The organism is Panacagrimonas perspica (assembly GCF_004364935.1).
GTDB classification, from domain to species: Bacteria; Pseudomonadota; Gammaproteobacteria; order Nevskiales; family Nevskiaceae; genus Panacagrimonas; species Panacagrimonas perspica.
Genome location: NZ_SOBT01000010.1, coordinates 194,479 through 219,435 on the forward strand (window position 1 = coordinate 194,479; position 24,957 = coordinate 219,435).

General features: G+C 67.6%; 26 protein-coding genes. 15 read left to right on the forward strand and 11 right to left on the reverse strand.

Annotated elements, in window-relative coordinates:
* Nucleotides 1–18: 18 nt before the first annotated feature.
* The 4 genes from DFR24_RS17625 to DFR24_RS17640 all read right to left on the reverse strand — a co-directional run bounded on the left by DFR24_RS17625 (nt 19) and on the right by DFR24_RS17640 (nt 4,284).
* Nucleotides 19–1,026, reverse strand: coding sequence for a M48 family metallopeptidase (locus DFR24_RS17625; protein ID WP_133882735.1), 1,008 nt, complete (start codon nt 1,024–1,026; stop codon nt 19–21).
* Nucleotides 1,023–2,111, reverse strand: a complete 1,089-nt coding sequence (locus DFR24_RS17630; RefSeq protein WP_133882736.1) for a YjgN family protein — start codon at nt 2,109–2,111, stop codon at nt 1,023–1,025. Before DFR24_RS17630 ends, DFR24_RS17625 begins: the two co-directional genes overlap by 4 nt.
* A gap of 93 nt (nt 2,112–2,204) precedes the next feature.
* Nucleotides 2,205–3,581 carry an MATE family efflux transporter gene (locus DFR24_RS17635; RefSeq protein ID WP_133882737.1) on the reverse strand — a complete coding sequence of 459 codons (1,377 nt, stop codon included), beginning with the start codon at nt 3,579–3,581 and terminating at the stop codon, nt 2,205–2,207.
* Nucleotides 3,582–3,594: 13 nt separating this feature from the next.
* Nucleotides 3,595–4,284 carry a hypothetical protein gene (locus DFR24_RS17640; RefSeq protein ID WP_133882738.1) on the reverse strand — a complete coding sequence of 230 codons (690 nt, stop codon included), beginning with the start codon at nt 4,282–4,284 and terminating at the stop codon, nt 3,595–3,597.
* A gap of 94 nt (nt 4,285–4,378) precedes the next feature.
* On the opposite strand from DFR24_RS17640, the gene DFR24_RS17645 reads away from it, so the two are divergent.
* Nucleotides 4,379–4,654 (forward strand): acylphosphatase, encoded by a 276-nt coding sequence (locus DFR24_RS17645; RefSeq protein ID WP_133882739.1) that lies wholly within the window; start codon nt 4,379–4,381, stop codon nt 4,652–4,654.
* 123 nt (nt 4,655–4,777) lie between these two features.
* Here DFR24_RS17645 and DFR24_RS17650 read toward each other — a convergent pair whose 3' ends face one another.
* From DFR24_RS17650 to folE, 3 genes are all read right to left on the reverse strand, one after another.
* Nucleotides 4,778–5,614 (reverse strand): SDR family oxidoreductase, encoded by an 837-nt coding sequence (locus DFR24_RS17650; RefSeq protein ID WP_133882740.1) that lies wholly within the window; start codon nt 5,612–5,614, stop codon nt 4,778–4,780.
* Between the two features lie 68 nt (nt 5,615–5,682).
* The gene (locus DFR24_RS17655; protein WP_133882741.1) at nt 5,683–6,669 is read right to left on the reverse strand and encodes an acyl-ACP desaturase; all 987 of its coding nucleotides are present in this window, start codon (nt 6,667–6,669) and stop codon (nt 5,683–5,685) included.
* A 115-nt stretch (nt 6,670–6,784) separates the two neighbouring features.
* Complete coding sequence (gene folE, locus DFR24_RS17660; protein ID WP_133883113.1) at nt 6,785–7,342, reverse strand: GTP cyclohydrolase I FolE; 558 nt, start codon at nt 7,340–7,342, stop codon at nt 6,785–6,787.
* Nucleotides 7,343–7,398: 56 nt separating this feature from the next.
* On the opposite strand from folE, the gene DFR24_RS17665 reads away from it, so the two are divergent.
* The 3 genes from DFR24_RS17665 (at nt 7,399) to DFR24_RS17675 (ending at nt 10,119) form a co-directional block, all read left to right on the forward strand.
* Nucleotides 7,399–8,196: a ParB/RepB/Spo0J family partition protein gene (locus DFR24_RS17665; protein ID WP_133882742.1), complete on the forward strand. Its 798-nt coding sequence runs from the start codon at nt 7,399–7,401 to the stop codon at nt 8,194–8,196.
* A 152-nt stretch (nt 8,197–8,348) separates the two neighbouring features.
* The gene (locus tag DFR24_RS17670) at nt 8,349–9,221 is read left to right on the forward strand and encodes a WYL domain-containing protein (protein WP_133882743.1); all 873 of its coding nucleotides are present in this window, start codon (nt 8,349–8,351) and stop codon (nt 9,219–9,221) included.
* A gap of 142 nt (nt 9,222–9,363) precedes the next feature.
* Nucleotides 9,364–10,119, forward strand: coding sequence for a M48 family metallopeptidase (locus DFR24_RS17675; protein ID WP_133882744.1), 756 nt, complete (start codon nt 9,364–9,366; stop codon nt 10,117–10,119).
* 104 nt (nt 10,120–10,223) lie between these two features.
* Here the strand turns inward: DFR24_RS17675 and mnmG are convergent, their stop codons facing one another.
* Nucleotides 10,224–12,104, reverse strand: a complete 1,881-nt coding sequence (gene mnmG / locus DFR24_RS17680; protein ID WP_133882745.1) for a tRNA uridine-5-carboxymethylaminomethyl(34) synthesis enzyme MnmG — start codon at nt 12,102–12,104, stop codon at nt 10,224–10,226.
* A gap of 216 nt (nt 12,105–12,320) precedes the next feature.
* On the opposite strand from mnmG, the gene DFR24_RS17685 reads away from it, so the two are divergent.
* From DFR24_RS17685 to DFR24_RS17695, 3 genes are read left to right on the forward strand one after another with little or no spacing between them, the layout of a single operon-like run.
* On the forward strand, nt 12,321–12,524 hold the full coding sequence (locus DFR24_RS17685; RefSeq protein ID WP_133882746.1) for a hypothetical protein: 204 nt from the start codon (nt 12,321–12,323) through the stop codon (nt 12,522–12,524).
* Nucleotides 12,525–12,537: 13 nt separating this feature from the next.
* Nucleotides 12,538–13,431: a PhzF family phenazine biosynthesis protein gene (locus DFR24_RS17690; protein WP_133882747.1), complete on the forward strand. Its 894-nt coding sequence runs from the start codon at nt 12,538–12,540 to the stop codon at nt 13,429–13,431.
* On the forward strand, nt 13,421–13,897 hold the full coding sequence (locus tag DFR24_RS17695) for a hypothetical protein (protein WP_133882748.1): 477 nt from the start codon (nt 13,421–13,423) through the stop codon (nt 13,895–13,897). Before DFR24_RS17690 ends, DFR24_RS17695 begins: the two co-directional genes overlap by 11 nt.
* Before the next feature lie 194 nt (nt 13,898–14,091).
* Here the strand turns inward: DFR24_RS17695 and DFR24_RS17700 are convergent, their stop codons facing one another.
* The gene (locus tag DFR24_RS17700) at nt 14,092–14,754 is read right to left on the reverse strand and encodes a lysoplasmalogenase (protein ID WP_133882749.1); all 663 of its coding nucleotides are present in this window, start codon (nt 14,752–14,754) and stop codon (nt 14,092–14,094) included.
* Nucleotides 14,755–14,810: 56 nt separating this feature from the next.
* On the opposite strand from DFR24_RS17700, the gene DFR24_RS17705 reads away from it, so the two are divergent.
* Nucleotides 14,811–15,500 carry a type 1 glutamine amidotransferase gene (locus DFR24_RS17705; RefSeq protein ID WP_133882750.1) on the forward strand — a complete coding sequence of 230 codons (690 nt, stop codon included), beginning with the start codon at nt 14,811–14,813 and terminating at the stop codon, nt 15,498–15,500.
* A gap of 85 nt (nt 15,501–15,585) precedes the next feature.
* Here DFR24_RS17705 and DFR24_RS17710 read toward each other — a convergent pair whose 3' ends face one another.
* Nucleotides 15,586–16,707, reverse strand: coding sequence for a glycosyltransferase family protein (locus tag DFR24_RS17710; RefSeq protein WP_133882751.1), 1,122 nt, complete (start codon nt 16,705–16,707; stop codon nt 15,586–15,588).
* Nucleotides 16,708–16,885: 178 nt separating this feature from the next.
* Here DFR24_RS17710 and DFR24_RS17715 point away from each other — a divergent pair, with 178 nt between their 5' ends.
* The 5 genes from DFR24_RS17715 to DFR24_RS17735 all read left to right on the forward strand — a co-directional run bounded on the left by DFR24_RS17715 (nt 16,886) and on the right by DFR24_RS17735 (nt 21,980).
* Nucleotides 16,886–17,653 carry a TerC family protein gene (locus DFR24_RS17715; RefSeq protein ID WP_133882752.1) on the forward strand — a complete coding sequence of 256 codons (768 nt, stop codon included), beginning with the start codon at nt 16,886–16,888 and terminating at the stop codon, nt 17,651–17,653.
* A complete protein-coding gene (locus DFR24_RS17720) occupies nt 17,650–18,033 on the forward strand; it encodes a RidA family protein (protein ID WP_133882753.1) in 384 nt (127 codons plus the stop codon). Before DFR24_RS17715 ends, DFR24_RS17720 begins: the two co-directional genes overlap by 4 nt.
* 76 nt (nt 18,034–18,109) lie before the next feature.
* Entirely contained in the window at nt 18,110–20,221 is a 2,112-nt protein-coding gene (gene recG / locus DFR24_RS17725; RefSeq protein ID WP_133882754.1) for an ATP-dependent DNA helicase RecG, read from the forward strand.
* A gap of 14 nt (nt 20,222–20,235) precedes the next feature.
* Nucleotides 20,236–21,105 carry a 4-hydroxybenzoate octaprenyltransferase gene (gene ubiA, locus DFR24_RS17730; RefSeq protein WP_133882755.1) on the forward strand — a complete coding sequence of 290 codons (870 nt, stop codon included), beginning with the start codon at nt 20,236–20,238 and terminating at the stop codon, nt 21,103–21,105.
* Nucleotides 21,102–21,980 carry an alpha/beta hydrolase gene (locus DFR24_RS17735; RefSeq protein WP_246051701.1) on the forward strand — a complete coding sequence of 293 codons (879 nt, stop codon included), beginning with the start codon at nt 21,102–21,104 and terminating at the stop codon, nt 21,978–21,980. Before ubiA ends, DFR24_RS17735 begins: the two co-directional genes overlap by 4 nt.
* Before the next feature lie 66 nt (nt 21,981–22,046).
* Here the strand turns inward: DFR24_RS17735 and rluD are convergent, their stop codons facing one another.
* Nucleotides 22,047–23,051 (reverse strand): 23S rRNA pseudouridine(1911/1915/1917) synthase RluD, encoded by a 1,005-nt coding sequence (gene rluD / locus DFR24_RS17740; protein ID WP_133882756.1) that lies wholly within the window; start codon nt 23,049–23,051, stop codon nt 22,047–22,049.
* 47 nt (nt 23,052–23,098) lie between these two features.
* Here rluD and DFR24_RS17745 point away from each other — a divergent pair, with 47 nt between their 5' ends.
* On the forward strand, nt 23,099–24,292 hold the full coding sequence (locus tag DFR24_RS17745) for an outer membrane protein assembly factor BamD (protein WP_162851297.1): 1,194 nt from the start codon (nt 23,099–23,101) through the stop codon (nt 24,290–24,292).
* Between the two features lie 12 nt (nt 24,293–24,304).
* Nucleotides 24,305–24,943: a YceH family protein gene (locus DFR24_RS17750; RefSeq protein WP_133882758.1), complete on the forward strand. Its 639-nt coding sequence runs from the start codon at nt 24,305–24,307 to the stop codon at nt 24,941–24,943.
* Nucleotides 24,944–24,957 lie beyond the last annotated feature (14 nt).

Consider the following 24,957-nt stretch of genomic DNA (forward strand, 5'->3'; position numbering starts at 1 on the left):
CCCCGGACTTCGTCCGGGCTACCGGGGCGTTCCTCGTAGCGTACGGATCCGGTCGCGCGTGGCTGGATGCGAGCCGAGATAGTCCATCAGCGTGTTCTTGTCGTCGTCCGACGTCCGTTCGCCGTGTTCCGCCGCAATCCGCTCCAGCATGTCGGCGAGGCGCGAGGGCGGTATGCCCAGCGCCTGGAGCTGACGCGCCGCATCCGCATCGGCCTGGCTTTCGAGATCGCGCGAATGCCGCGCCTGCAGGATCGCCGCCGGCGCGCCGGCGATCAGCGGACTGAAATCCCCGATCCACCAGGCGACGAAAGCGCCCACGACGCTGCTCTGGATCATCATCCGCAAACCGTGTCGCCGGTCGACGTGGCCGAGCTCGTGCGCGAGCACCGCGAGAATCTCCTCGTCGTTCTTCGCGATGGCCACCAGATCGTCGAGCAGCACGATGCGCCCGTCCGGCAGCGCCATCGCGTTCGGGCCGACGTCGGGTCCGGAGCGGAACAGCAGCTCGGCGCGATGATCGGCATCGAGCCGCCCGAACTGTGCAGCGAGCCCTTGCCGGCGCGGCGCATCCAGCGTGCTCGGCTTCAGCAGATGGTCGTCGAGCAGCTCGAGCGTCTGATCGGAGAGCAACACCGTCACCGCGTCCGGCACACGATATGCAAGCCGTTCGGCCGCCCACGGCAAGCCCCAGCGATAGCCGGCGAATCCCGCCAGCACGACGACCACCATCGAGGCGATCGCGAGCATCCAGCTGCGCTGCGCGAGATCGACGACGCTTTCCGAATGGCCGATCGCCTCGAGCCATTCCGCGAATGCCGGACCGTCGGCCGTCTCGCAGGTCGCACCGTCGGCAAAGCGCAGAACGCGCGGCGCGCCGCCCAGGCGTTCGCCGATCTGGACCTGCTCCAGCGGCTCGCGACGTTCCCAGCCCTCGCCCTGTATCCATACCTCGCCGCGTACCGGCAGCAGGCGAACGCGATGAAGCTGCGCCGATCGCCCGTCGTAGTAGTTGCCCGGCAGGCTCACAGGCCGATGTCGATGTCGAACAGTTCTGCGGTTTCCTCGCCGGTGGCGGTGGCATCCACCGCGACATCGGCGAGGAACTCGTCCAGCGACGCTGCGGGCAATAGGGCCATGCACTGCGCGCGATAGCGTGCGAGCCGGACCGCCGCCCAGGGCATGTACAAACCGAGCGTGATCAGCACGAGCAGGAAATTGCTCAGGCTGATGCCCAGTAACGGCCAGAAGCGCAGCGTGCTCTGGAAACGATGCTCGCCCAGCTGCGTGTGATTCCACACCAGATTCCCGATCAGGGCCTGGAACAGCGGCGTCACGAGCAGCGAGGCCGCGAAGAACAACGCGAACACGGCCATCAGCACCGGCAGGATGGCCGCGAAATCCGGCTTCTCGCCGCCGGTCGGCATCGACGCGGTGCCCGCGATCAGCCCGCCGAACGCGACGATGCTCCCGATCAGCGCCACCAGGAAGACGCCGCCGACGATCAGGTAGACCTTGTAAAACGCACCGATGGTGGCGTCGAACCGGAATTGCGTGCGCCCGAACCACGCAAAGCCGTGCTGGTAGGACTTCATGCGCTGATGGAACATCGGCGCGAGCAGGTACAGCGTGCCGAACATCAGGATGCCGAACAGCAGGAAGGCCACGTAGGCCTCGCCCACCGTTCCGCGAAAGGAGAAGCGCAGGCCGCGGTAACTGGTGTTGCGCAGACGGAAACGAAACGAGTTGCGCAGCAGCAGGGGCATCACGCCGCCGAGCATCGCCAGCGCCAGCAGCGTCAGCGGTCCGGGCACCGCGTTGGCGAGGCTGTAGACACCGAAGAGCCCGAGCGCGATCAGGCGGCCCATCAGGATCGCCATCGGGGTGCCGTGGTAATCGAAGACGCTGCCGGCGACGCGCGTGTGACGGCTGAAGTACTGCAGCCGGCGCACCTTGGCCCACGCGGAATAGATACCGAGCGTCAGGATCGTCAGCGTGATGTTGACGATCCAGATCCGGAAATACTCGCCGCCGTTCCCGGTGAATTCGAAGCGCTCCGGTGCGAATTCATCCGAGGCCGGACTCGACCACCGCGGAAACTCAATCTGGCTCATGACGACGCTCCCCGCGTGTCGGCAACCGGAACGAAAACACCGCGCTCCTCCCCGGATCCCTCGCGACGCGAAGCGTGACGTCGCGCCCCGATGTTACACGCGGCTGAGCACCCATCTGCGCCGTTGCCAGATCGAGGCCAGCACCAGCGACTGGACCCCGCGATACGCGGTCATCGCCAGCCAGATCGCCGACAGGCCCAATCCCCACACCGGCCCGAGCAGATAGGCCATCGGCAGGAACAACAGCCACTGCAGGCCGACACCCACCGCCATCACGAGCCGCGCCGCACCCACGCCGAACAGCGCGTTCATCAGCACCAGCCCGACGCCGTCGATGATGATGCCGGCGCCGATCAGGCGCAGCGGAAAGGTGCCCAGTTCGACCAGCGCGGGGTCCTGCAGGAACAGTCCGAGGATGGCGCGGGGTAGCAGCAGCATCGGCAGGCCGACGAACGTGAGCAGCACGCTGGCGACCTTGCACACGTCCCAGGCCCAGCGATGCGCATCGACCGGATCGCATCGTCCGAGCGCCTGGCCGGCGAGCGTCGCCGCGGCAAGGCCGAAGCCGACGCCGGGCAGCACCGCCACCAGCGAGATGTTGATCAGCACGTTGGCCACCGCCAGCTCGCGCGTGCCGACCTGGCCGACGATCCAGAACAGCACCGTGAAGCCGGCGGCGAAGAACAGTTGCTGGATCGACGAGGGCAGGCCCAGCCGCAACAGGTTCCTGAACTGCTCGCGGCTCGGGCGTCGCGCGAGGAATCCCGCCGGGCGTGCGTGGCGCCAGCCCAGGATGAAGTACGCGATCGTGCCCAGGAAGATCGAGATGCTGGTGCCCATGCCGGCACCCGTCACGCCCATTTCCGGAAAGCCGAACTTGCCGAAGATCAGGCAGTAGTTCAGCGCGATGTTGAAGCTGTGCATGCCCACCAGCGTGAACATGTACAGGCGCGCGAGCTTGATTGCGCTCCAGTAGCCGCGGAACGAGAAATTCATTCCGATCGCGACGACGCTCAGCAGGCGCAGCTGCAGGTAGGTGGTTCCCGCAGCCACCACCTCGGGATCATCGTTGAGCAGGTGCAGGATGTTCGGCGCCTGCCAGATCAGCAGCGCCGCGAGCGGAATGCCCAGCGCGGCCGACAGCAGGATGCCGCCGTTGAGCGGGATCGCCGTCTCGTCGAGCTTGCCCTCGCCGACGCGCCGCGCGGCCATCGCCTGCACCGCGGACGACAGGCCGGTGATGAACGCCACCGCCATGAAATTCAGGAACGAGGCCAGGCCCACGCCCGCGAGCGTCGCCGGTCCCAGGTGCGCGACCATGCCGGTGTCGACGAGGTTGAGCACGTTCTGCGAGGTCATTGCCGCGATGATCGGCAAGGCCAGCGCCAGCACCTCTCGAGATCGTTGCCGGTCGAGTCGCCAGAACGCCGTCGGCGGCAGTGGCTTGCCGTCGGCGCTCGTGGCCGGCATCGAATGCGTCAGGCTATTTCTCCTCGATCGTGTTGATGATCATCGCCGCCAGATTGAACGGCTGATCGCCGAGCCGCTTCTGCAGGTTCTTCGGGAGACTCTTCTTGTCGATCTGCAAGGTCGACACCTGCGCGCTGCCCTGCGCCGTGGCGCCCGACCAACTCTCGACGTGCGGCCCGTCGTGCCGCGCCGGGCGGATGCCCATCGATTCGAGCTTGTCGCTTTTCGGAATCAGATCGTGCGCGCCGCGATCGAGCGAGGCGGTCGAGGCGCTGATCTCGATCCAGCTGTTGATGTCGTGCTTCATCAGCGGCTCTGCCAGGCGCTGCACGATCGGATTGGCGAACGCGCGACGCACACCGCGGCGGGCCAGCTGGCCGACGAACGAGGCCGCAGGCGCAAGGGCACGCGAGGCGCTCGCACCCTTCTGCTTGCCGCGGCGGCGCGGTTTCGGCGGCGGCGGCGGCGCGGCCAGCATCGGCCTGAGGACTGACGCGAAGTTGGTCTGCACATGCGCGCGCAGCCGCACGCGCTCGCCGTCGCCATGCGCCTCGGTGTCCACCGTGACGTCGAGCTTGAGGATCGACCCGAACACACCCGCCGGAATCTCGGCCTTGAACGACAGGCGATCGTCACCGCTCGCGCCCAGCGCGCCAGCGGCAAGTGCATCGATGCGCGTGCGGAGTCGGTCGATCAGGCTCATCTAGAATCGGATGTGCGGGTGGGGGTCGCGGTGGGGGCCGTGCGGATAGCCGGGATTCTCATCAGGAATCGGGCCCGGAACGAATACATCAGGCATGTCGAAATCATATCGCTTCGTCGTCACCGGCCGGGTCCAAGGCGTTTTCTTCCGCAGAGCGACGCAGCAGCGCGCCCTGCAGGCCGGCCTCGACGGCTGGGTACGCAACCGTACCGACGGCGCTGTCGAGGGCCGCGTGTGCGCAGCGGATGCTGCCGCGCTCGATGCGTTCAGGACATGGCTGCTGCGCGGACCCGATCGGGCGCAGGTGCAGGCGTTGCAGTGGGAAGACTGCGAGGACCATCTCGAGCCGGGCTTCGAAGTGCGAGGCTGACCGTAGCCCGGGTGCAACCCGGGTCGTCGCTCACTTCCCGCAAAAAGCCCCGGGTTTCACCCGGGCTACGGGCCTGCGATCCCGGCTCTTTGGCTTCGCGAAATTCAACGTCCGGGCTACGCACTACCGTTTGGTGAGGAAGCTCGCCGTCGCCTTCTGCGCCTTGCGGAAATACAGCTCCGGCGAGAGCCGTTTGAGGCGCCACAGCGAGCGCGCATCCGCATGCGGCATCACCAGAAACCGGTTGGATGCCACGGCATCGACGATCTCGCCGGCCACGTCCTCGGCCGTGACGCTGGCCTTTTCCATCATCCGCTCGACGATTCTCATCATCTGCGGCGCCGTCTGCTTCTCGCCGGAGGCCAGGCCCACCTTGCTGGTGTTGACCAGGTCGGTCTTGAAGAACGACGGACAGGCCACGCTCACGCCGATGTCCGGGAAGACCTCGTAGCGCAGGGTTTCGGACAGCGAGATCACCGCTGCCTTGGCCGCGTTGTAGCTCGCCATCGCCGGCGGATTGGCGATGCCCGCGAAGCTCGCGACGTTGACGATGTGCCCGCCGGCCTGCGCCTTCATCGTCGGGATCACGGCGCGCGCGCCGCGCACGCAGCCCAGCACGTTGATGTTGAACACCCAGTCCCACTGCTTGATAGGCGATTCCTCGACCGTGCCCGCGGTGGCGACACCAGCGTTGTTGATGAGCACGTCGACACCGCCCCACGCGGCCGTCACGGCCGTCACCGCGGCGGCGAAGGATTCTTCGGAAGTCACGTCCAGCACCAGCGACAAGGCGCTGGCACCGCCGGCCTCGAGCAACTTGGCGGTTTCCTGCGCGGCATCTGCCCGCATGTCGGTGACCGCCACGCGCGCACCCTGGGCTGCGAAGGCCAGAGCGCAGGCACGACCCAGGCCGCTGCCGGCACCGGTGATCAGAACGCGTGAGTCCTTCAGCGTACGCATGCCGTGCTTGCCCCCGTTCGAAGAACGGCAAAGTCTACGCGCCGCGATGGACGCGCAGCAGCCGGTGGCTACAACTCGACGCTGCGCTGGTAGATGACGTCGAAGCTGAACTTCTTCTTCTGCGCCTTGGCCTCGGCGTAGTCGGCCATGCGTGCGAGACGCGACGGTACCTTCATCAGGCGATCCTGGCTGTGCTGTGCGTGGGCGCTCAGACCGGTCAGCGAACCGATCTCCCAGTACTCCAGCAGTTCCTCGACGATGCCCTGGTAATGGCGCGTGCCGAACACGCCGCCGCGGCCGAGGACCTCGCTCATCTCGGCGAAGCCCGGAATCTTGTGGCCTGGCATCTCGAAGCCCAGCGTGACCTTGAGCAGCGAGTCGAGCGCGCGCTCGGGGTCGGCACGCAGGATCTCGCCGAACACCGCGCGGTAGAACTGGTAATGCCTCGATTCGTCGCCGGCGACGTGCGCCAGCATGCGCTGCAGCGCCGGCTCGCGGCCCGCAGCCAGGCGGCCGGTGTTTGCATGCGAGATCTGTGTGGCCTTCTCCTGCAGCGAGGTGTAGGCCAGCAGGCGATACGGATCCTGCTGCCAGTCCGGCTCGAAGCCCGCATTGATGTACTGGAACTGCATCTTCTCGACCGCGCCCATGTCGAAGATGCGCGCGTCGCGCACGTAGTCGCGCATCACGCAGCCGTGGCGGTCTTCCTCCGCCGTCCACAGATGGTTCCAGTCGCTCCACGGCGAGGCCGGGCCGAAGTACACCGCGATCAGGCGATGGAAATGCGGAAGGCCTTCCTCGGTGAGCAGGTTCAGCGCCAGCGCGATGCGCACCACGTCCGGCAGCGCGCGGGCGGCCTCACGCGTACGCGCCAGCTCCTCGTCACGCTCGGCACCGGAGTCGGCATCGGCCGGCATCAGGTCGTTGGGGAACCAGAGCTTGCGGCGGGCAACGTGCGCATCCATCTCCCGCCGGACGGCGGGCTCGAGCGCGGTCAGGACATCGACCTGTTGCGGCGTACCGAAACGGACATTGGCGAGGGCGGGACGGGTCATGCGCGCGGGCGTCTGGTATGGGCCGGAATCATCCATGCAGATCAGTCAATCGGAGCGGACTCGAAGGGGATACGTGGCCCGGACCGGCACCGATGCACCCTCCCCTAGTGTAGCCCTAGGTCCGCAGCAGGGAGAGCAATTCCTGGCGGGTACGCTGATCTTCGCGGAAGCGCCCCAGCATCATGGAGGTGATCATCGTGGAGTTCTGTTTCTCCACGCCCCGCATCATGGCGCAGAGGTGTTTCGCTTCGATGACGACAGCCACCCCATTGGCTTCCGTAACCTGCTGGATCGATTCACCGATCTGCTTGGTCAGGTTCTCCTGGATCTGCAGGCGCCGGGCGAACATGTCGACGATGCGCGGAATCTTGGACAGGCCGATGACCTTGCCCGCCGGCAGGTAGGCCACGTGGCACTTGCCGATGAACGGCAGCATGTGGTGCTCGCACATCGAATACATCTCGATGTCCCGCACGATGACCATCTCGTCGTTGCTCGACGCGAAGATCGCCTCGTTGACGATCTCGCCGAGATCCTGCTCGTAGCCCTGCGTCAGGAACTCCATGGCCCGCGCCGCGCGGTACGGGGTCTTGACCAATCCCTCACGGTCAGGGTTCTCTCCAATTGCCTCGATGATGGCCCGGAAGTGTTCTTCCACGATAATGCTCGTCATAGGTTGAGCCCATGCCAATTGTGGCACGCCGGCCAGACCCAAGCCCCGCCCCCACCATGTCGAACGCTGCGTCCACGATCCGCACGATCCCGGTCGACCTGATCCGGCCGGGAAGCACGCAGGCGCGCCGCCATTTCGATGCGGACGCGCTGGAGGAACTCGCGCGCTCGATCCGCGAGTCGGGCGTGATCCAGCCGATCGTGCTGCGCACCCGCGTATGGGGCTACGAGCTGCTCGCCGGCGAGCGACGCTGGCGTGCGGCGCAGCTCGCCGGCCTGCACGACATCCCGGCAATCGTGCGCGACGACCTGTCGGAGGACGAGGCTTTCATCCTCGGCCTGATCGAGAACCTACAGCGCGAATCGCTCTCGCCGATCGAGACCGCCGCCGGCCTCAAGCGCCTGGGCGAGACCTTCGAGCTCACGCACGACCAGATCGGCGAGCGCATCGGCAAGTCGCGCGCCTACGTCAGCAATTACTTCCGCCTGCTCAACCTCGATCCGCAGGTCGCCACACTGGTCAACGAAGGCCACATCCCGCTCGGGCACGCCAAGGTGCTCGCGTCATTGCCGCACGATCAGCAGCTGCGCTTCGCCGACGAGGTGATCCGCCACAAGCTCACGGTGCGCCAGCTCGAACGCAGGGTCGCCCTGCATCGTCGACCCAAGGCGACGTTCAACCAAGGCAAGCCCGGCGACTGGGAACGACTCGAGCGCGAGCTCTCCGACCTCGTGGGCTGCCCGGTTGCGATCAGCCTCGAGAAGGATGGTCAAGGCGAGCTGCGCGTCGCGTTTCACTCGCTTGACGAACTCGACGGCGTGATGGCGCGTCTGGGCTACCCGGCAAATTCTTGAACCGTACGGTTCATGATCGGAAAGTTATCACCAGCTTTGATGGATAAGCTTGTGGATAAGCGATCTTCACGTGCCAGATGACACGTGGAATTACGCACTCCCGTGCGATGTGACGATTTTTTTTCCACCTCCATGCAGATTGCTGCCCCGCCATGACCGACTCCGCCGCAACGCAGCAACCGACATGGGATCAGCGCCAGCGCTTCCGTTTCCTCGAAGCGCATGCCATCTGGCGCGGGCAGGTTCGCGTGGCCGACGTGCGCGACAGCTTCGGCATCACGACCGGCAAGGCCGAGAAGGATTTTGCGGCCTACATGCGCCTTGCGCCGGTCAACCTGCTGCGTGATCGGCGCACCGGCGAGTACCGCCCCACCGACGTCTTCGTGCCGCAGTTTTTGCGCGGAACCGCAGCCGAGTACCTGCAGGTTCTGCGCAACCACGAACTCGATTCGGATCTGCCGGTGGCGATGGCGGCCTCCGGCATGGTCGCGGCCGAAACGCTCGAGCCGCCCGCGCGCGAATTCGACGTGCGCGTGCTCGCTCGTCTCAACACCGCGATCCGCGAACGCCGCTTGCTCGCCATCGACTACCAGTCGATGACGCACCCCGAACCGCGCCGCCTGGAGATCGCACCGCACGTGCTGGTCTTCGCAGGACGCTGGCACGCACGTGCGTGGTCGGCCCGCCACGAGGGCTATCGCGACTTCCTGCTGTCACGCATCTGCGGACTGCCTGAACTGCTCGGCGTCTGCGAGCGTAGCGCCGACAACGACTGGGATTGGCGCAACGACGTCGCCATTCGCATCGCACCGCATCCGGATCTGAGCCCCGCGCAGAAGCGCGTCGTCGAGCAGGACTACGGAATGCTGCATGGCATGCGTGAAACGCGTGTGCGCGTCGCGCTCGCGCCGTACTTCCTGCGCCTGCTCGGCATCGGCCGCAACGATCGCGAACGCTCGGCGCAGGAGCAGCAGATCGTGTTGCTCAACGCCAACGATCTCGACGCGTTGAACCGCTTGTCCTGAGGCATCGCAAGCGCGATCGGGCAGCACTGCCAACCTGAACGTGCGCGCACGGATCTCAGGTCGAATTTCCCGCGGCTCGTCAACGGTGGCGCGGACCTGGGAGCAGGAATAAGCTGCCCGCTCGCCAGTTGCTCCACAGACGATGACTGCACCGCGACAACTCGATCTTCTGTTTGATGCATACCGTGTCGATGAGCGCGTCAGCGCGCGCGCACGCTGCATCCGCATCGAGGTGCGATCGCCTTCGGAAGTGCGTCTCACGATGCCGCGCTCGGTCCCCAAGGGCGAAGCCCGCGCCTTCCTGCTGAGCCGCGAAGGCTGGATTCGCGAAAAGATTCTCGAGCTCAAGCTCAAGCTCGCCGAACATCCCGAGCGTCCCGAAGCTTCCCTGAAATGGGATGGCACCGACGTGCTGCCATTGCGGGGTGAAGACGTCGTGCTGCGCGTACTCGCCACGCGAGCGCGCGTGCCGGCGGTACGCGTGACCGATCGCGCGATCGAGCTGTTCGTTCCGCCGGCGTGGCTCGGCCAGCCGTCGCGTCTGCAGCGTCTGCTGCGCGATGCGTTCAAGCGCGAAGCGATGCTGGACGCGCAGCGCATGCTGGTCGAAGAGGCACAGCGGCTGGGCGTGTCGTTCAGCGGCCCGCGCATCGCCGACCAGAAAACGCTGTGGGGCAGTTGCACCGCGCTGGGCCTGATCAGCCTGTCATGGCGCCTGGTCATGGCGCCGCCGGCCGTGCTGCGCTACGTGGCCGTGCACGAGCTCTGCCACGTTCGTCACCATGATCACGGTCCGCGTTTCTGGAAGCTCGTCGAGCGCCAGATGCCGGGCTTCGAGACGCATCGGCGCTGGCTGCGGGAACATGGTCCCGGCCTGCACTGGTGGATCGGCACCTGATTCGCGATCGCGCGAACGTGTAGCCCGGGTGAAACCCGGGGTTTTCCGTCTCGAAGCAGGACTCCCGGGTTTCACCCGGGCTACGGGCTACGGTCGCAGCGGCATCACGCGCTGCGCCGCAACTGCCCGATCTTCTTCAGGTGCACGAGCAGCAGCGACACCGCCGCGGGCGTGACGCCTGAAATGCGCGCCGCCTGTCCCACCGTCTCCGGCCGATGCGCGATCAGCTTGGCGCGCACCTCGTTCGACAGCCCGCGGATCGCCGCGTAGTCGACGTCGGACGGCAGCGCCGCTTCCTCGTAGCGCTGGTTGCGATCGATCTCGATCTGCGCACGCGCCAGATAGCCGCTGTACTTGGCTGCGATCTCCACCTGTTCCGCCACGGCCTCGTCGATGTCGGACTCAGCGAGCCCCAACGAGCGCAACACCTGTGTCGACCCCTCGGGACGTCGCAACAGATCCAGCGCGGAACACGCGGTCGACGTCGGCGGCTCGCCGTAGACCTCGACGAACGCGGGCTGCATCAGCTCCGCAGGTTTCAGCCAGCGGGCTTCGAGCCGCGCGTGCTCGGCCTCGATGGCCTGCCGCTTGGTCTCGAACGCGGACCAGCGTGCGTCGTCGACCAGACCCATCTCGCGCCCGACCGGTGTCAGCCGCAGATCGGCGTTGTCCTCGCGCAGCATCAGGCGATGCTCGGCGCGCGACGTGAACATCCGGTACGGCTCGGTGGTGCCGCGGGTGACCAGATCGTCCACCAGCACGCCGATGTAGGCCTCGTGCCGCTGCGGCACCCAGGCTTCGCGCTCCTGCGCGTTGCGCGCGGCATTGATGCCGGCGAGCAGGCCTTGCGCAGCCGCCTCTTCGTAACCGGTCGTGCCGTTGATCTGGCCGGCGAAGAACAGGCCGGCGATCGACTTGGTCTCCAGCGAGCGATACAGATCACGCGGGTCGAAGTAGTCGTACTCGATGGCGTAGCCCGGCCGCGTGATGCGCACGTTCTCCATGCCGCGGATCGTGCGCACGAAGCGCTGCTGGATGTCGTAGGGCAGCGAGGTCGAGATGCCGTTGGGATAGATCTCGCGCGTGTTCAGACCTTCGGGCTCCAGGAAGATCTGGTGCGCCGTCCGATCGGCGAAACGGTTGACCTTGTCTTCCACGCTCGGGCAGTAGCGCGGACCGGCGCCTTCGATGCGGCCGGTGTACATCGGCGACCGATCGAATCCTTCGCGGATGATCGCGTGCGTCGCCTCGTTGGTGTGCGTGATGTGGCAGGGCACCTGGCGCGGATGCTGCGCGCGCGTCCCCATGAACGAGAACACCGGCACCGGATCGTCGCCCGGCTGCACCTGCAGCACCGACCAGTCGATCGTGCGGCCGTCGAGACGCGGGGGCGTGCCGGTCTTCAAACGGCCGGTGCGCGGCATGCGCTCGCGCAGCCGCTGCGCCAGGGCGATCGACGGCGGATCGCCGGCACGTCCGCCGGACGATTGCTCGAGCCCGACGTGGATGCGTCCGCCCAGGAACGTGCCGGTCGTCAGCACGACGCTGCGTGCGTGGAACTTCAGGCCCAGCCGCGTGACGACACCCGCGACGCGATCGCCTTCGACGACCAGGTCTTCGACCTCCTGCTGGAACAGTGTCAGGTTCGGCTGGTTCTCCAGCGCCTCGCGCACGGCCCATTTGTAGAGCATGCGATCAGCCTGGGCGCGCGTGGCGCGCACGGCCGGACCTTTCGATGCATTGAGCGTGCGGAACTGGATGCCGGCGCGATCCGCCGCGTGAGCCATCAGGCCGCCGAGCGCATCGACTTCGCGAACCAGATGACCCTTGCCGATGCCGCCGATGGCCGGGTTGCAGGACATCTGGCCGAGCGTCTCGATCGACTGCGTGACGAGCAAGGTCGCGCAGCCCATGCGGGCTGCCGCGAGCGCGGCCTCGGTGCCGGCATGGCCACCGCCGATCACGATGACGTCGAAGCGATCCACCGCGGAAGGTCCTGGGAAAACGGGGCGCACAGTCTAGGGACTATTTCCGGGCTTTTCCTCAACGGGCGGCGAGGGCCCTTGCTAGGCTTGCGCCGTCGCCGCGCTCGTTTCCAGACCATGTCCCCCAAGTACCTCCCCCTACTGCTGCCGATGCTGCTGTCCGCCTGCACCCCGGCCGCGCAAACCCCTCCCCCCGCTCCGACCGTGGAGGCGCCCGTGCGCACGCAGGTCACCGATCTCGACGCCTTCAACGCCTTCGTGGCCACGCGGCCCACGCCCGAGGTGCTGCGCCAGCGGTATCCGGGGCTGACGGTGGTGCTGCCCGGCGACATCTCGACGCGTGAATTGCGCTCGGACAACAGCCGCTTCTTCGCCGAAATCGATGCCGAGAGCCGCATCACGGGCGGCCGCTTCCAGTAAGCCCGATCCGCCCATGCCCGAGTTGCGCTTCCTCACCTTCGACGTCTTCACCGACCAGGCCTACGGCGGCAACCCGCTGGCCGTCGTGTTCGGTGGCGATCATCTGAAGGGCGGGCAGATGCAGCGCATCGCGCGCGAGTTCAACCTGTCGGAAACCGTGTTCGTGCTGCAGGCCACGATGCCCGGTGCCATGCTGCGGCTGCGCATCTTCACGCCGACCGAAGAACTCCCCTTCGCGGGACATCCGATCGTCGGCGCGGCCTGCGCGCTGGTGGTCATGGAACTGGCGCCGCCGGGCAACGGCCTGCGCATCGGCATCGAGACCGGTTCCGGCCTGGTTGCCGTGACCTTGCGCAACGACGGCAAGGTTCCGTACGCCGAACTCACGACCGCCCAGCTCCCGCAGTTCGAGGGCCGGGCACCGGAGATCACGCTGATCGCGGACGTGCTCGGCCTGCAGGCACGCGACATCGGATTCGAGGGCGAAGCCCCCTGCGTGGCGAGCTGCGGACTGCCGATGCTGCTGGTCCCGCTGCGCGCGCCCGAAGTCCTCGCGGGCATCGACACCGACCACTCGCGCGTCGCCGCGCTGCTGGCCGACAGCGGCGCACGTGGCCTCTACGTCTACGCGCGCGGTTACGAAGGCGAGCTGCGGACGCGCATGTTCCATCCGGGCATCGGCGAGGATCCGGCCACCGGCTCGGCGGCGGCAGCGCTGGCCGGACGACTTGCGACCGACTCCCCCCAGGCCGACGGCACGCTCGCGTGGAATCTCGTGCAGGGCGCCGAAATGGGAAGGCCGAGCGCGATCTTCGCGTCGGCGGACAAATCCGATGGCACCGTCAGCGCCGTGCGCGTCGGCGGTCACGCCGTCCACATCATGAAGGGTTACCTGAATGCCGATTAACCTGACCGTGCGTACCTGCGGCATCGCGCTGTGCGCCCTGCTCGCGGCCTGCGCGCCGCGGCTCTACCAGCGCGAGACCGTTGCGGTGGATCACCGCGACATCGACCAGTTCGAGATCCGTTACGCCGACTTCGAAGGCTGCCTGTGGAAGCAGCAGGTTCCCATCAGCTACCGGCTGAAGCGGCCCGCTTACGTGCTGGACCTGGGCGTGCACTTCGGCAACAAGCCCGAAGCGCCGAGCCTGGACATCAGCTTGTCGGGTGCCGCGGACCTGACGGCCCGTTTCCCCGCGCTGGCCCAAGCGCCGCAGCCAACCGAGACCGAAGACAGCGTCCGTTACCGGGTAAGCGCGGATCAGGCCGGCTCGACGCTGGCGATGACGGTGCTCCGCGACGGCGTCGCGGTGGGCGAGGAACATCTGCGCCTCGAGCGCTCGACCTGTCGCGCGCTCAGCGTCGGCGAGTAGCGGTTCCCAAGCCCCAATAAAATGGGGCGGCCGGGTCACCGGCCGCCCCGTTGCAACGCAGCTGGGGGAGTGTGGGGTACTGCGTCACAGTCAGTTGGCGTCCCGTCTGGGCGGGATGGCCGTGACACGACCGGCGGGTTCTTCGACCCGCGCTTTGATCACGTCACGCCGCGATGCTGCCCGCCGTCCGGGGCTCAGGCAATACGTAAAGTCCCCAAGGTCGATGCACCGATCAGCCCTACGGCGAGCCAATACGTCGACAGGATCAGGGTCTGCGCACGCCGGTACGGACCGTTGAACTGACGGACGGCCAGGGCGCTGTCGGACAGCAGGAACAGCAGCGCGCCGGCAATGGCCAGCATCCCCGAGGTATCGCCGCGCACCTCCGCCCGCGCGGCGGCGGCCAAGGTCATGCCCACCAAGGCGGCCGCGTAGACGATCACCGGGATCTTCAGCTCGCCGGTGCGCGGCAGCAGCCACACGAAGAACGCCGCGGCGCCGGCGATCGGCAGCGCGCACCACAGCGGCGGCGTGGAAAAGCCGTCCAGCACGAAGGCCCAGACGAACAGGCCGTGCGCCACCAGAAAACTCCCGAGGCCCGCCATGAACGCGACGTTGCCGGCACGCAGCAGCGCGATGTCGCCGCAGGTCGACAGCAGCAGGGCCACGCAGATCCAGTTGCGGTAGGCCGGGTCAGCCGACTCCGCGAACGCCGCGGCGCCCAGCACCAGCAAGGTCGTCAGCGGCTTGAGCAGGTAGAAGGCGGCGTGGCGGCCGGTGCGCCGTTCTTCGGACAGGATCGCGAGCACGGCGCTCACGGCGGCGGCGATCAGGAACAGCGTCGAGACGGTCGGCATGCCACATGCTTCCAGGAGCGGGCGGCATACTTTAGGCACTTCCTTCGAGACTCCGCATGCACGTCCACTGGCTCCAGCACGCCTCGCACGAAGACCTGGGCTGCATCGGACCCTGGCTGGCCCGTCGCGGCGACCGCGTGACGATGACGCGCCTGTGGGCGGGCGATCCACCGCCAGCCGCGCCCGATTTCGACGCGCTGATCGTCATGGGCGGGCCGATGAACATCTACGAGCACGACGCGCATCCCTGGCTCGTGCCCGAAAAGCGCCTGATCCGCGCGGCGATCGACGCCGGCCGGCCGGCGCTGGGCATCTGCCTGGGATCGCAGCTCATCGCCGACGTCATGGGCGCTCCGGTGACGCGCAACGCGCACACCGAGATCGGCTGGTTCGATGTGAGCCTGAACCCGGCCGGCCGCGCGCTGGCGCTGTTCGCCGACTGGCCCGACACGTTCAGTGCATTCCACTGGCACGGCGACACGTTCGCGATTCCACCCGGCGCGCAGAACCTGATGAGCAGCGCCGGCTGCGCGCACCAGGGCTACACGATCGGCGATCGCGTGATCGGCCTGCAGTTCCATCTCGAAGTCACGGCGGCCGATGCGCGCGTGTGGCTGGCGCAGGAAGAGCTGAAGCCGTCCACGTACGTGCAGGCGCCCGATTTCATCCTCGGGGAGCTCGACCGCTTTGCGCTCAACAACCGGTTGATGATCAAGCTGCTCGATCGCTGGCTGCCAAACCCGTAGCCCGGACGTTGAATTTCGCAAAGCGAAAGAGCCGGATTGCGCTGGGATATACGAGGGGAACCCCGGACTTCGTCCGGGCTACGGTCTAGACGCTCAGGGCGTCGCCCATCGGCTTGCGAGCGCGGCGCGCGACCTCGGGTGCGCGTGCGACGGACAGTTCCGCGATGAAGCGGCGCAGCGTGTCCAGCGCCTCGGCACGGCCGTCGCGCGCGTGCTCGCGCATGTGCGAGCGATAGCTCTCGTCGTTGGCCAGAAAGCGATCCACGTCGCTCGGCGTCAGGTTCTTGAGATCGCCGGCCATGCCCACGCCCATGCGCTCGATCATGCTGGCGTTGAGGCGCTGCTCGAACGCGTCTTCCGGCATCGCCAGGATCGGCTTTCCGAAGTGGATCGCCTCGCCGATGGTCTGGTTGCCGGCGGTGCTCAGCACCGCGCGGCAGCCGGCGAGATCGTTCACGAAGGCCTCGTTGCTCGGCGCCCGGAAGTCCAGGTTGTCGACCTTGCCGACATAGGGCGTCCCGTAGATCACCACCGGCACGTCGAGCAGGCGCAGGGCGCGGTCGATGTGCGGCAGGAACTGATGCTCGCCCTTGTTGAAGTAGCACAGCAGGTAATCGCCGCGCCGGGCCTTGGCGCGCAGCACTTCGTCGCGCAGCATCGGCCCGACGATGCGCACGCCCGGATACGCCGGCTCGGCCGGGTAGAAGCTGGAAATCAGGATGCGTTCGGGCACGCCCATCAGCGCGCGATAGCCGTAGGCGTCGCGCATGCCCAGCGCCCACAGATCGGGCGGGAAGTGCGGCTTGCAGTAGGCCAGGATGCCGACGTGGTCGAACGAGATGCGCGGCAGCTTCAGGCGCTGCGCGGCCCGATGGGTCCAGGCCTCCGAATCGGAGATCACGAGCTGGATGCCGCGCTCGGCGAATTCCCGGTCGACCTGGGCGGTTCCGGCCCCCTTGAACAGCAGGTCGGCCACCGGTCCGAAATTGCCGGCCAGGGTCTTGGGCAGCGAATGGCGGCCGCGATCGTTGTAGCGGTACCCGATCATCGGGATCCGCACGGTCGGGAACTTGGGCGCCAGCACCTCGTAGGCGTCGCCGGCCGTGAACACGGTGATCTCGTGCTCCTTCATCAGCTCCGGCAGCACGCTCATGGTGCGCATGGCGTGTCCGCGCCCATATCCCATCACGCCCCAGGCGATGCGCATGGCGAGCCCCCGTTCCATTTCGGCATTCGGCTTTTCATACGCGGGCAAGCCTGGGCACGCCGCGTAAAAATCCGGTGACGTGCGCACGACGGTTCGATGACAGCCGCGAACGATTCAGGCCGTGGCGAAGTCCGCGGGGCCGCTATCATGGGGGTTCATTCGCCCTCACGACGAACCGATGGAAGCCCTGGCCACCCCCGAACTCTGGGCTGCGCTGCTGACCCTGACTGCCCTGGAAATCGTCCTGGGCATCGACAACATCATCTTCATCTCGATCATCGTCTCGAAGCTGCCCAAGGAGCAGCAGGCACGGGCGAGAACCCTGGGGCTGGCCGGCGCACTGTTCACGCGCGTGGGCCTGCTGTTCTCGCTGGCCTGGATGGCGAGCCTGATCCACCCGCTGTTCACGGTGATGGAATTCCCCGTGTCGGGGCGCGACCTGGTGCTGTTCTTCGGCGGCCTGTTCCTGCTGTGGAAGGCCACCACCGAGATCCACGAGTCGCTCGAAGGCGGCGACGACGAATCGAGCATCGACGTGCCGCGGCGCAAGGTTCCGACGTTCCTGAGCGCGATCGTCCAGATCATGATCCTGGACATCGTGTTCTCGCTGGACTCGGTGATCACCGCGGTGGGCATGACCAACAACCTGCCGATCATGGTCGCGGCGATCACGATCGCCATCATCACGATGATGTTCTTCGCAGGTCCCTTGTCGCGCTTCGTCGACGCGCATCCGACGGTGAAGGTCCTCGCGCTGGCCTTCCTGATCATGGTCGGCGGCGCGCTCGTGGCCGAGAGCCTGCACTTCCACATTCCGAAGGGTTATCTGTACTTCGCGATGGCCTTCTCGGTCGGTGTCGAGATGGTGAACCTGAAGATGCGCAAGAGCATCGACCGGCGCCGTCCGCGTCACACCGAAGCGCCGCAATCCGGAGAGAACCCGTGACCCGCGAGATCATTTCCACGCCGTCGGCCCCCGCGGCGATCGGCACGTATTCGCAGGCGGTGCGCTGCGGCAACACGGTCTACCTCGCCGGCCAGATCCCGCTTGATCCGGCGACGATGACGCTGCGCAACGCCAGCATCGAGGAAGAGATCCACCAGGTCTTCGAGAATCTGCGCGCCGTCTGCGTGGCGGCCAAGGGCTCGCTCAATCACATCGCCAAGCTCAACCTGTTCCTGACCGACCTGTCGCACTTCGCCAAGGTCAACGAGATCATGGCGCAGTACTTCGACGCGCCCTACCCGGCCCGTGCGGCGATCGGCGTCGCAGCGCTGCCGCGCGGCGCGCGCATCGAGGCCGACGGCGTCATGGTGCTGGATTGACGCCCGCGCTGATGACCCGACCGGATCCCTTCGCGCCGCTGTCCACCCGCGCCTGATCGATCCCGCGCTGTCCCGGATGAGCAGCCCGAAGAATCCCCGCGGTGCGCGCACTCCTGCCGCACCGCCGCTGACGCTCGACACCGAACTGACCTTCCTCAAGGGCGCGGGGCCGCAAGCCGCGTCGGCGCTGCGCGCACTCGACCTGCACACGGTCGGCGACCTGCTGTTCCACCTGCCGCTGCGTTACGAGGATCGCCGCGCGGTGACGCGCCTGATCGACCTGCGCGAAGGCATGGAAGCGCTGGTGCGCGGCCGGGTCGAAGTGGCCGAAGTGCGCTTCGCGCCGCGCCGCATGCTGGTGGTGGCGATCGACGACGGCGGCAACGGCCTGCTGCTGCGCTTCTTTCATTTCAACGAAACGCAGCGCGCGATGTTCGTCGCCGGGCGCACTGTGCAGGCCTTCGGCAGCGTGCGCTCCGGGCGCAACGGCCTGGAGATGGTCCACCCGGAATACCAGGTCGTGGACCTGGGCGGCGACCTGCCGATCGAAGACCGGCTGACGCCGATCTATCCGCTGACCGCCGGCATGACGCAGCCGCGGCTGCGCCGGATGATTTCGCAGGCGGTCGACGTGGCGGCACGCGACCTGAGCCTGCGCGCGCAGCTCCCGGGATTCTCCTCGGCGCCCGATACGCTGACCGCCCTCGAGGCGATCCATCGGCCCGGCAGCGGTGCCGACGCCGAGGCGCTGCGCGCGATGCGCCATCCCGCGCAGCAGCGCCTGATCCGCGAGGAACTGCTCGCGCACCAGTTGTGCATGCGCCTGCTGCGACGCGAAACCCGCGGTCGTCCGGCGCCCGCGCTGCCCGGCCTGTCCGAAGCCACGCAGCAATTGCAGGCGCAGCTTCCGTTCCGCTTCACCGGCGCGCAGACGCGCGTGCTCGCCGAGATCGGGCAGGACATGGTCGGTGGCCGGCCGATGCTGCGGCTGGTGCAGGGCGACGTCGGCTCGGGCAAGACCGTCGTGGCAGCCGCGGCGATGCTGGCGGCGGCCAATGCCGGCCACCAGGCCGCGCTGATGGCGCCCACCGAACTGCTGGCCGAACAGCATCACGCGAGCCTGCAGCGCTGGCTCAATCCGCTCGGCCTGGAGGTCGTGCTGCTCAGCGGCAAGCTCAAGAAACGCGAGCGCGAGGCGCGCATGGCGCAGGTCGCGGATGGCAGCGTGCGCATCGTCGTGGGCACGCACGCGATCTTCCAGGCCGATGTGACGTTTGCGAAGCTCGCCCTCGCGGTGGTCGACGAACAGCACCGCTTCGGCGTGCAGCAGCGACTGCAGTTGCGCGACAAGGGGCCCGCCGGCACGTCGCCGCACCAGCTCGTGATGTCGGCGACACCGATCCCGCGCACGCTCGCGCAGACGCTGTACGCCGATCTCGATGTCTCGGTCATCGACGAGTTGCCACCCGGGCGTACGCCGATCGTCACCGTCGCCATCAGTCACGAGAAGCGCGGCGAAGTGCTGCAGCGCATGGGCGAGGCCTGTCGTGAAGGCCGCCAGGCGTACTGGGTGTGCACGCTGATCGAGGAGAGCGACGAGATCGAGGCACAGGCCGCGGCGGTGACGGCGACGCTGCTGCGCGAGGCGCTGCCGGAACTGCGCATCGGCCTCGTGCACGGCCGACTCAAGCCCGACCAGAAAGAACTGGAGATGCGCGATTTCAAGGATGGCCGCACGCACATGCTGGTGGCCACGACCGTCATCGAGGTCGGCGTCGACGTGCCCAACGCCAGCATCATGGTCATCGACAACGCCGAACGCCTGGGCCTGTCGCAGCTGCATCAGCTGCGCGGCCGCGTCGGACGCGGCGCGCGCGCCAGCCAGTGCGTGCTGCTCTACCAGCCGCCGCTGTCGCAGGGCGCCCGCGCACGACTCGACGTCATGCGCACGACCACCGACGGCTTTCGCATCGCGCAGGCCGATCTCGAACTGCGCGGGCCGGGCGAGCTGCTCGGTCGCCGCCAGACCGGGCTGATCGGCCTGAAGCTCGCCGACCCGGTGCGCGACGCGGACCTGATCCCGCCGCTGCAGAAGCTGGCGGACGAGTGGCTCGAACGCTCGCCGCAGGAAGCGCAGCGCCTGATCCGTCGCTGGGTCGGCGACGTCGAGCGCTACGCTCGCGTCTGATTGCGAAGAACGCCATGCCGTCCTTGAAGAACCAGCTTCCCCACTACTGGCGCCTGATGCGCTTCCACCGGCCCATCGGCATCTGGCTGCTGCTGTGGCCGACGCTGTGGGCGCTGTGGTTCGCGGCCGATGGTCCGCCGCCGCTGCACGTGTTCGTCGTGTTCGCGCTGGGAACCGTGCTGATGCGCGCGGCCGGATGCGTCATCAACGACTTCGCCGATCGCGATTTCGATCCGCATGTGGCGCGCACGCTGGATCGCCCGCTCGCCGCCGGCCTGGTGACGACGCAGGAAGCATTGCGCCTGTTCGTCATCACCTGCGTGATCGCGTTCTGCCTGGTGCTGAGCCTGGGCAATCCGCGCGTGCTCGCGCTGAGCCTGCCCGCGGTGGGCCTCGCGGCGCTGTATCCGTTCACCAAGCGCTGGATCTCGATGCCGCAGGCCGTGCTGAGCCTGGCGTTCTCCTGGGGCATCCCGATGGCCTTCGCGGCCGTACTGCCCGCCATCCCGTGGAACGAGGTGCTGTGCCTGATGGCTGCGAACGTCTGCTGGGTGATCGCGTACGACACGTTCTACGCGATGGCCGATCGCGAGGATGATCGCCGCATCGGCGTGAAGTCCTCGGCGCTGTTCTTCGGCGATCTCGACCGTCCGATCACCGCGCTGCTCCAGGTCGCCACGCTCGCGCTGCTGGCCTGGGCCGGCCGCGATCTCGGCGCGTTCTGGTTCGGCGGGCTGGCCATCGCGGCGGGGCTGGCGGTCCAGCAGCAGTGGAGCATCCGCACGCGCGATCCGCAGGCCTGTTTCCGCGCCTTTCTCGCCAATCACTACTTCGGCGCCGTGATCTTCCTGGGCCTGGCGTTCGACCGGATGCTGCTCTCTTGAGCACCTTCTCGCGTCTCCACGCGATCCTCTCCGGCGTCGGCCTGCTGCTCGTCGGCTGCAGCTCGCACCTGGGCAAGCCGGCCACGCCGGCGCCTGCCGCGCTGCACACCGACTTCGAAGTCAGGACCGATCTCGTGTTCACGCCGGACGACGCGCCGCGCAAGCTGCTCGCGGACGCCTACATCCCGAATGGCGACGGGCCCTGGCCCGGCGTGCTGCTGATCCACGGCGGCGGCTGGGAAGCCGGCGATCGCGACCAGGTGGCGTCGATCGCGCGGCGCCTGGCACGGCGCGGCTTCGTGGTCTTCAACACGACGTATCGCCTGGCGCCCAAGGACGTCTTTCCGGCGCAGCTCCAGGACGTGCAGCAGGCGCTGAGCTGGATGCAGTCGCATGCCGCCGAGCTGCGCATGCGGCCGGAGCGGATCGGCGCGTTCGGCTATTCAGCCGGCGCCCACCTGGCGGCCCTGCTCGGCACGCTGTCGCCCGGCGATGCGCTGGCCGCGACGCCGCGCGTGGCCGCCGTCGTCGCCGGCGGCACGCCGAGCGACCTGACCAAGTTCAAGGGCGGAAAGCTGGTGCCGCAGTTCCTCGGCACCAACTGGAAGACCGATCCGGAGGCCTATCGGCGTGCCTCGCCGGTGACCTACATCAGCCGCGACGATCCGCCGTTCTTCATCTACCACGGCGGCTGGGACAAGCTCGTGCCGGTGGACCACGCGGAAGACCTGCACGCGGGCCTGCTGGCGGCCGGCGTGCGCAGCGAGCTGTTCATCCTCAAGGGCCGCGGGCACATCACGGCGTTTCTGACCGACGGGGCAGCGTTCGAGGCCGCGGCGAGCTTCCTCGACCGCGAGTTGCGCGCGCCACCGTAGCCCGGGTGAAACCCGGGGTTGCGCTCTGTATGCGAGGGGAACCCCGGGTTTCACCCGGGCTACGGGTCAGCCGCGCCGCAGGGCCTCGATCAGTTCCGTCAGGTCCGGCGGCATCTCGGCGCTGACACAGACCGGCTCGCCGGTGATCGGATGCGCGAATGCGAGTTCACGGGCATGCAGCGCCTGGCGGCGAAACGCCCGCAAGGTGTCGCGCGTGGGGTCCGACAGGCCGACCCCGCGTGCACCGCCGCCGCCGTACAGCGTGTCCCCTGCCAGCGGCATCCGCTGATGCGCGAAGTGGACGCGGATCTGGTGCGTACGACCGGTTTCGAGCTTCACCCGCAGGTGCGTGTGGTGGGAGAAGCGTTCCTGGATGCGGTAGTGCGTCACCGCGTCGCGACCGTGATGGTCGACCACCGCCATCTTCAGGCGGTCGCGCGGGCTGCGACCGATCGGCAGGTCGATGGTCCCGCCGCTGACCGGCGTTCCATTGATCACGGCGTCGTATTCGCGCCGGATCTCGCGCCGGGCCAGCATCGCGACCAGCTTGGCGTGCGCGCTCAGCGTCAGCGCGATGACCAGGACGCCCGAGGTGTCCTTGTCCAGGCGATGCACGATGCCGGCACGCGGCACGGACGCAGTCTGCGGAAAACGGTGCAGCAGACCGTTCTGCAGCGTACGGTCGGGCTGGCCGGCCCCGGGATGCGTGGTCAGCCCGGCGGGCTTGAAGACGACGGCCAGATGCGCGTCGGCATGCAGCACGTCGAAGGCCATTTCCTGCGGTTCGATCCGGAAATCAGGCTCCGCGACCGGCTCGAGTTCGAGCAGGTCCTCCTCGCCCACCGGGGTGCGGGCGCGGGTGACGACGGCGCCGTTCACGCGCAGGCGGCCATCGGCCAGCCAGGTCTGGATGCGCGACCTCGACCAGTCCGGGAACAGGCGGGCGGCCACCGCGTCCAGGCGTTGTCCGTTCATGTCGGACGGAACCCGGGCGGCCTGCGCGGAGTCTTCTCCCGCGAGGCTCAGGTCATCGATGCCCTCGTCCCCATCGTCCGGATCAGCAGCATTCATCGGCTATACTCATGCACATTTTTTCGCCCGATTCGTCCTTCCTGCGCATGAAGATTTCGCCTATCGCGGCGCTGGTGCTCGCGCTTCTGATCGCCGCCTGCAGCTCGAACCCGGACAAGAAGGACAGGTTGCCTCCCGATCCGGACCGTCCCAATGTCTTCCGGGACAAACAGGATCCTTTGGCAAAGCGTCGCGAGGATCGTCGGCTGGCTCAGCTCGACGCCGAGCAATTGTATACGCGCGCACGCCGCAACCTCGACAGCTCCGACTTCGGCGGCGCCATCGAAAGCTACGATCTGCTCTCGACGCGCCATCCGTTCTCGGATTACACGACGCAGGGCGAGCTCGAGCGCATCTATGCGCTGTACCGCAACTTCGATCCGGATCGCGCGCTCTCCAGCGCCGACCGCTTCCTGCGTGAGCATCCGCGCCATCCGGCGGTGGACTACGTCCACTACGTGAAGGGTCTGACGAACTTCAACCGCGACGAGTCGCCCCTCAACCTGCTGCCGGTCGACGACTCCAAGTCCGACGTCACCAGCCAGCGCCGCGCGTTCGACGACTTCGCGCTGCTGCTGCAGAAGTACCCGGGCAGCCAGTACGCCGCCGATGCGTACTCGCGCATGATCTTCATCCGCAACCGCCTGGCCACGCACGAGCTGCACGTCGTCGACTTCTACGTGCGTCGCGGCGCCTACGTTGCCGCCGCCAAGCGCGCCGAGCAGATCATCGGCCTGTATCCGAGCACCCCGGCGAGCTACCGCGCGCTCGAAGTGCTGGTCGAGTGCTATCGCCTCGCCGGCCTGGAACAGCAGGCCAAGGACGCGCAGCGCCTGCTCGCGGCACAGGATCCCAAGCTCGTGGCCGCACTGACGCACGTCTCGCCGGCCGATCTGGAAGCGGCCGTCGCCAAGGCGGAGGCCCCTCCCCCGGCACAGAAGCCGGGCGTGATGTCGCGCATCGCCGGGTTCTTCTCGCCGCTCGACGGCAGCAAGGGCCCCAAGGAAATCATCATCCCGTCGTCGTCGAAGCCTGCCGCCGATCCGGCGGACGCTGCGGCAGCCGGCGCCGCCACCAGCGAATCGGCTTCCACGCAGGCACCCGGCGCCAGCGCCGCGGAACCGGCGGCGACGACCAGCAACAAGATCCACGTCTTCTACGAATCACCCGAAGACGCTCCCCCGCCGCCCCCGGCGCCGGTCCCGGCCGAACCCGCGAAGGATTCCGCCGCCGCGCCCTGAGCCGAAGACTGCATGGCCCTGACCCTCAGCGCGATCGAAGCCCGCGTCATCGCGAGCCTCGTCGAGAAGTCGATCACCACACCGCAGTACTACCCGCTCAGCGTCAACGCGCTGGTTTCGGCCTGCAATCAGAAGTCCGCGCGCGACCCGCTGATGTCGCTGTCCGACGGTGACGTCGGCTCCACGCTGATCCGGCTCGAAGAGCTTCGGGTCGCCAAGCGCGAAGATCAGCTCAGCCGCGTGCCCAAGTGGCGCCACCGTTTCCACCACGAACTGCTGATCAAGGAGCCGGCGATGGCCGTGCTCGTGACCTTGATGCTGCGCGGTCCGCAGACGCTGTCGGAACTGCGCTCCAACGCCATGGGCCTCGGAGGCCCATCGGAAGCCGCCGCGGTGCAGGCGGTGCTGGCCGATCTGTCGGACCGCGCCCAGCCCCTCGTCGGCGCACTGTCGCGCCAGAGCGGGCAATCCGCCCAGCGCTACACGCAGCTGATCAGTCCCGAAGCAGCATCCGGTTACACGACCGGGCCGATCGAGGCGGAGCCGACGTCCGCCCTGTCCGCAGGAGGACCTTCGCTGAGCGAACGCATGGCGGCGCTCGAGGCGCGGGTGGCGGAACTCGAAGCCAAGCTCGGGCCGCTGTTGTCCTGAGCGCGCTCCGCGGC

Bases quoted from the DNA above. Each gene is read 5' to 3' on its own strand.
- recG (WP_133882754.1), top strand. From the start codon at position 18,110: ATGAGCAGCCCGAAGAATCCCCGCGGTGCGCGCACTCCTGCCGCACCG.
- DFR24_RS17665 (WP_133882742.1), top strand. From the start codon at position 7,399: ATGTCGAACGCTGCGTCCACGATCCGCACGATCCCGGTCGACCTGATC.
- folE (WP_133883113.1), bottom strand. From the start codon at position 7,342: ATGACGAGCATTATCGTGGAAGAACACTTCCGGGCCATCATCGAGGCA.
- DFR24_RS17715 (WP_133882752.1), top strand. From the start codon at position 16,886: ATGGAAGCCCTGGCCACCCCCGAACTCTGGGCTGCGCTGCTGACCCTG.
- DFR24_RS17705 (WP_133882750.1), top strand. From the start codon at position 14,811: ATGCACGTCCACTGGCTCCAGCACGCCTCGCACGAAGACCTGGGCTGC.
- ubiA (WP_133882755.1), top strand. From the start codon at position 20,236: ATGCCGTCCTTGAAGAACCAGCTTCCCCACTACTGGCGCCTGATGCGC.
- DFR24_RS17645 (WP_133882739.1), top strand. From the start codon at position 4,379: ATGTCGAAATCATATCGCTTCGTCGTCACCGGCCGGGTCCAAGGCGTT.
- DFR24_RS17750 (WP_133882758.1), top strand. From the start codon at position 24,305: ATGGCCCTGACCCTCAGCGCGATCGAAGCCCGCGTCATCGCGAGCCTC.
- DFR24_RS17655 (WP_133882741.1), bottom strand. From the start codon at position 6,669: ATGACCCGTCCCGCCCTCGCCAATGTCCGTTTCGGTACGCCGCAACAG.
- DFR24_RS17635 (WP_133882737.1), bottom strand. From the start codon at position 3,581: ATGCCGGCCACGAGCGCCGACGGCAAGCCACTGCCGCCGACGGCGTTC.
- DFR24_RS17670 (WP_133882743.1), top strand. From the start codon at position 8,349: ATGACCGACTCCGCCGCAACGCAGCAACCGACATGGGATCAGCGCCAG.
- DFR24_RS17745 (WP_162851297.1), top strand. From the start codon at position 23,099: ATGAAGATTTCGCCTATCGCGGCGCTGGTGCTCGCGCTTCTGATCGCC.
- DFR24_RS17690 (WP_133882747.1), top strand. From the start codon at position 12,538: ATGCCCGAGTTGCGCTTCCTCACCTTCGACGTCTTCACCGACCAGGCC.
- DFR24_RS17700 (WP_133882749.1), bottom strand. From the start codon at position 14,754: ATGCCGACCGTCTCGACGCTGTTCCTGATCGCCGCCGCCGTGAGCGCC.
- DFR24_RS17640 (WP_133882738.1), bottom strand. From the start codon at position 4,284: ATGAGCCTGATCGACCGACTCCGCACGCGCATCGATGCACTTGCCGCT.
- DFR24_RS17650 (WP_133882740.1), bottom strand. From the start codon at position 5,614: ATGCGTACGCTGAAGGACTCACGCGTTCTGATCACCGGTGCCGGCAGC.
- DFR24_RS17710 (WP_133882751.1), bottom strand. From the start codon at position 16,707: ATGCGCATCGCCTGGGGCGTGATGGGATATGGGCGCGGACACGCCATG.
- DFR24_RS17695 (WP_133882748.1), top strand. From the start codon at position 13,421: ATGCCGATTAACCTGACCGTGCGTACCTGCGGCATCGCGCTGTGCGCC.
- rluD (WP_133882756.1), bottom strand. From the start codon at position 23,051: ATGAATGCTGCTGATCCGGACGATGGGGACGAGGGCATCGATGACCTG.
- DFR24_RS17630 (WP_133882736.1), bottom strand. From the start codon at position 2,111: ATGAGCCAGATTGAGTTTCCGCGGTGGTCGAGTCCGGCCTCGGATGAA.
- DFR24_RS17675 (WP_133882744.1), top strand. From the start codon at position 9,364: ATGACTGCACCGCGACAACTCGATCTTCTGTTTGATGCATACCGTGTC.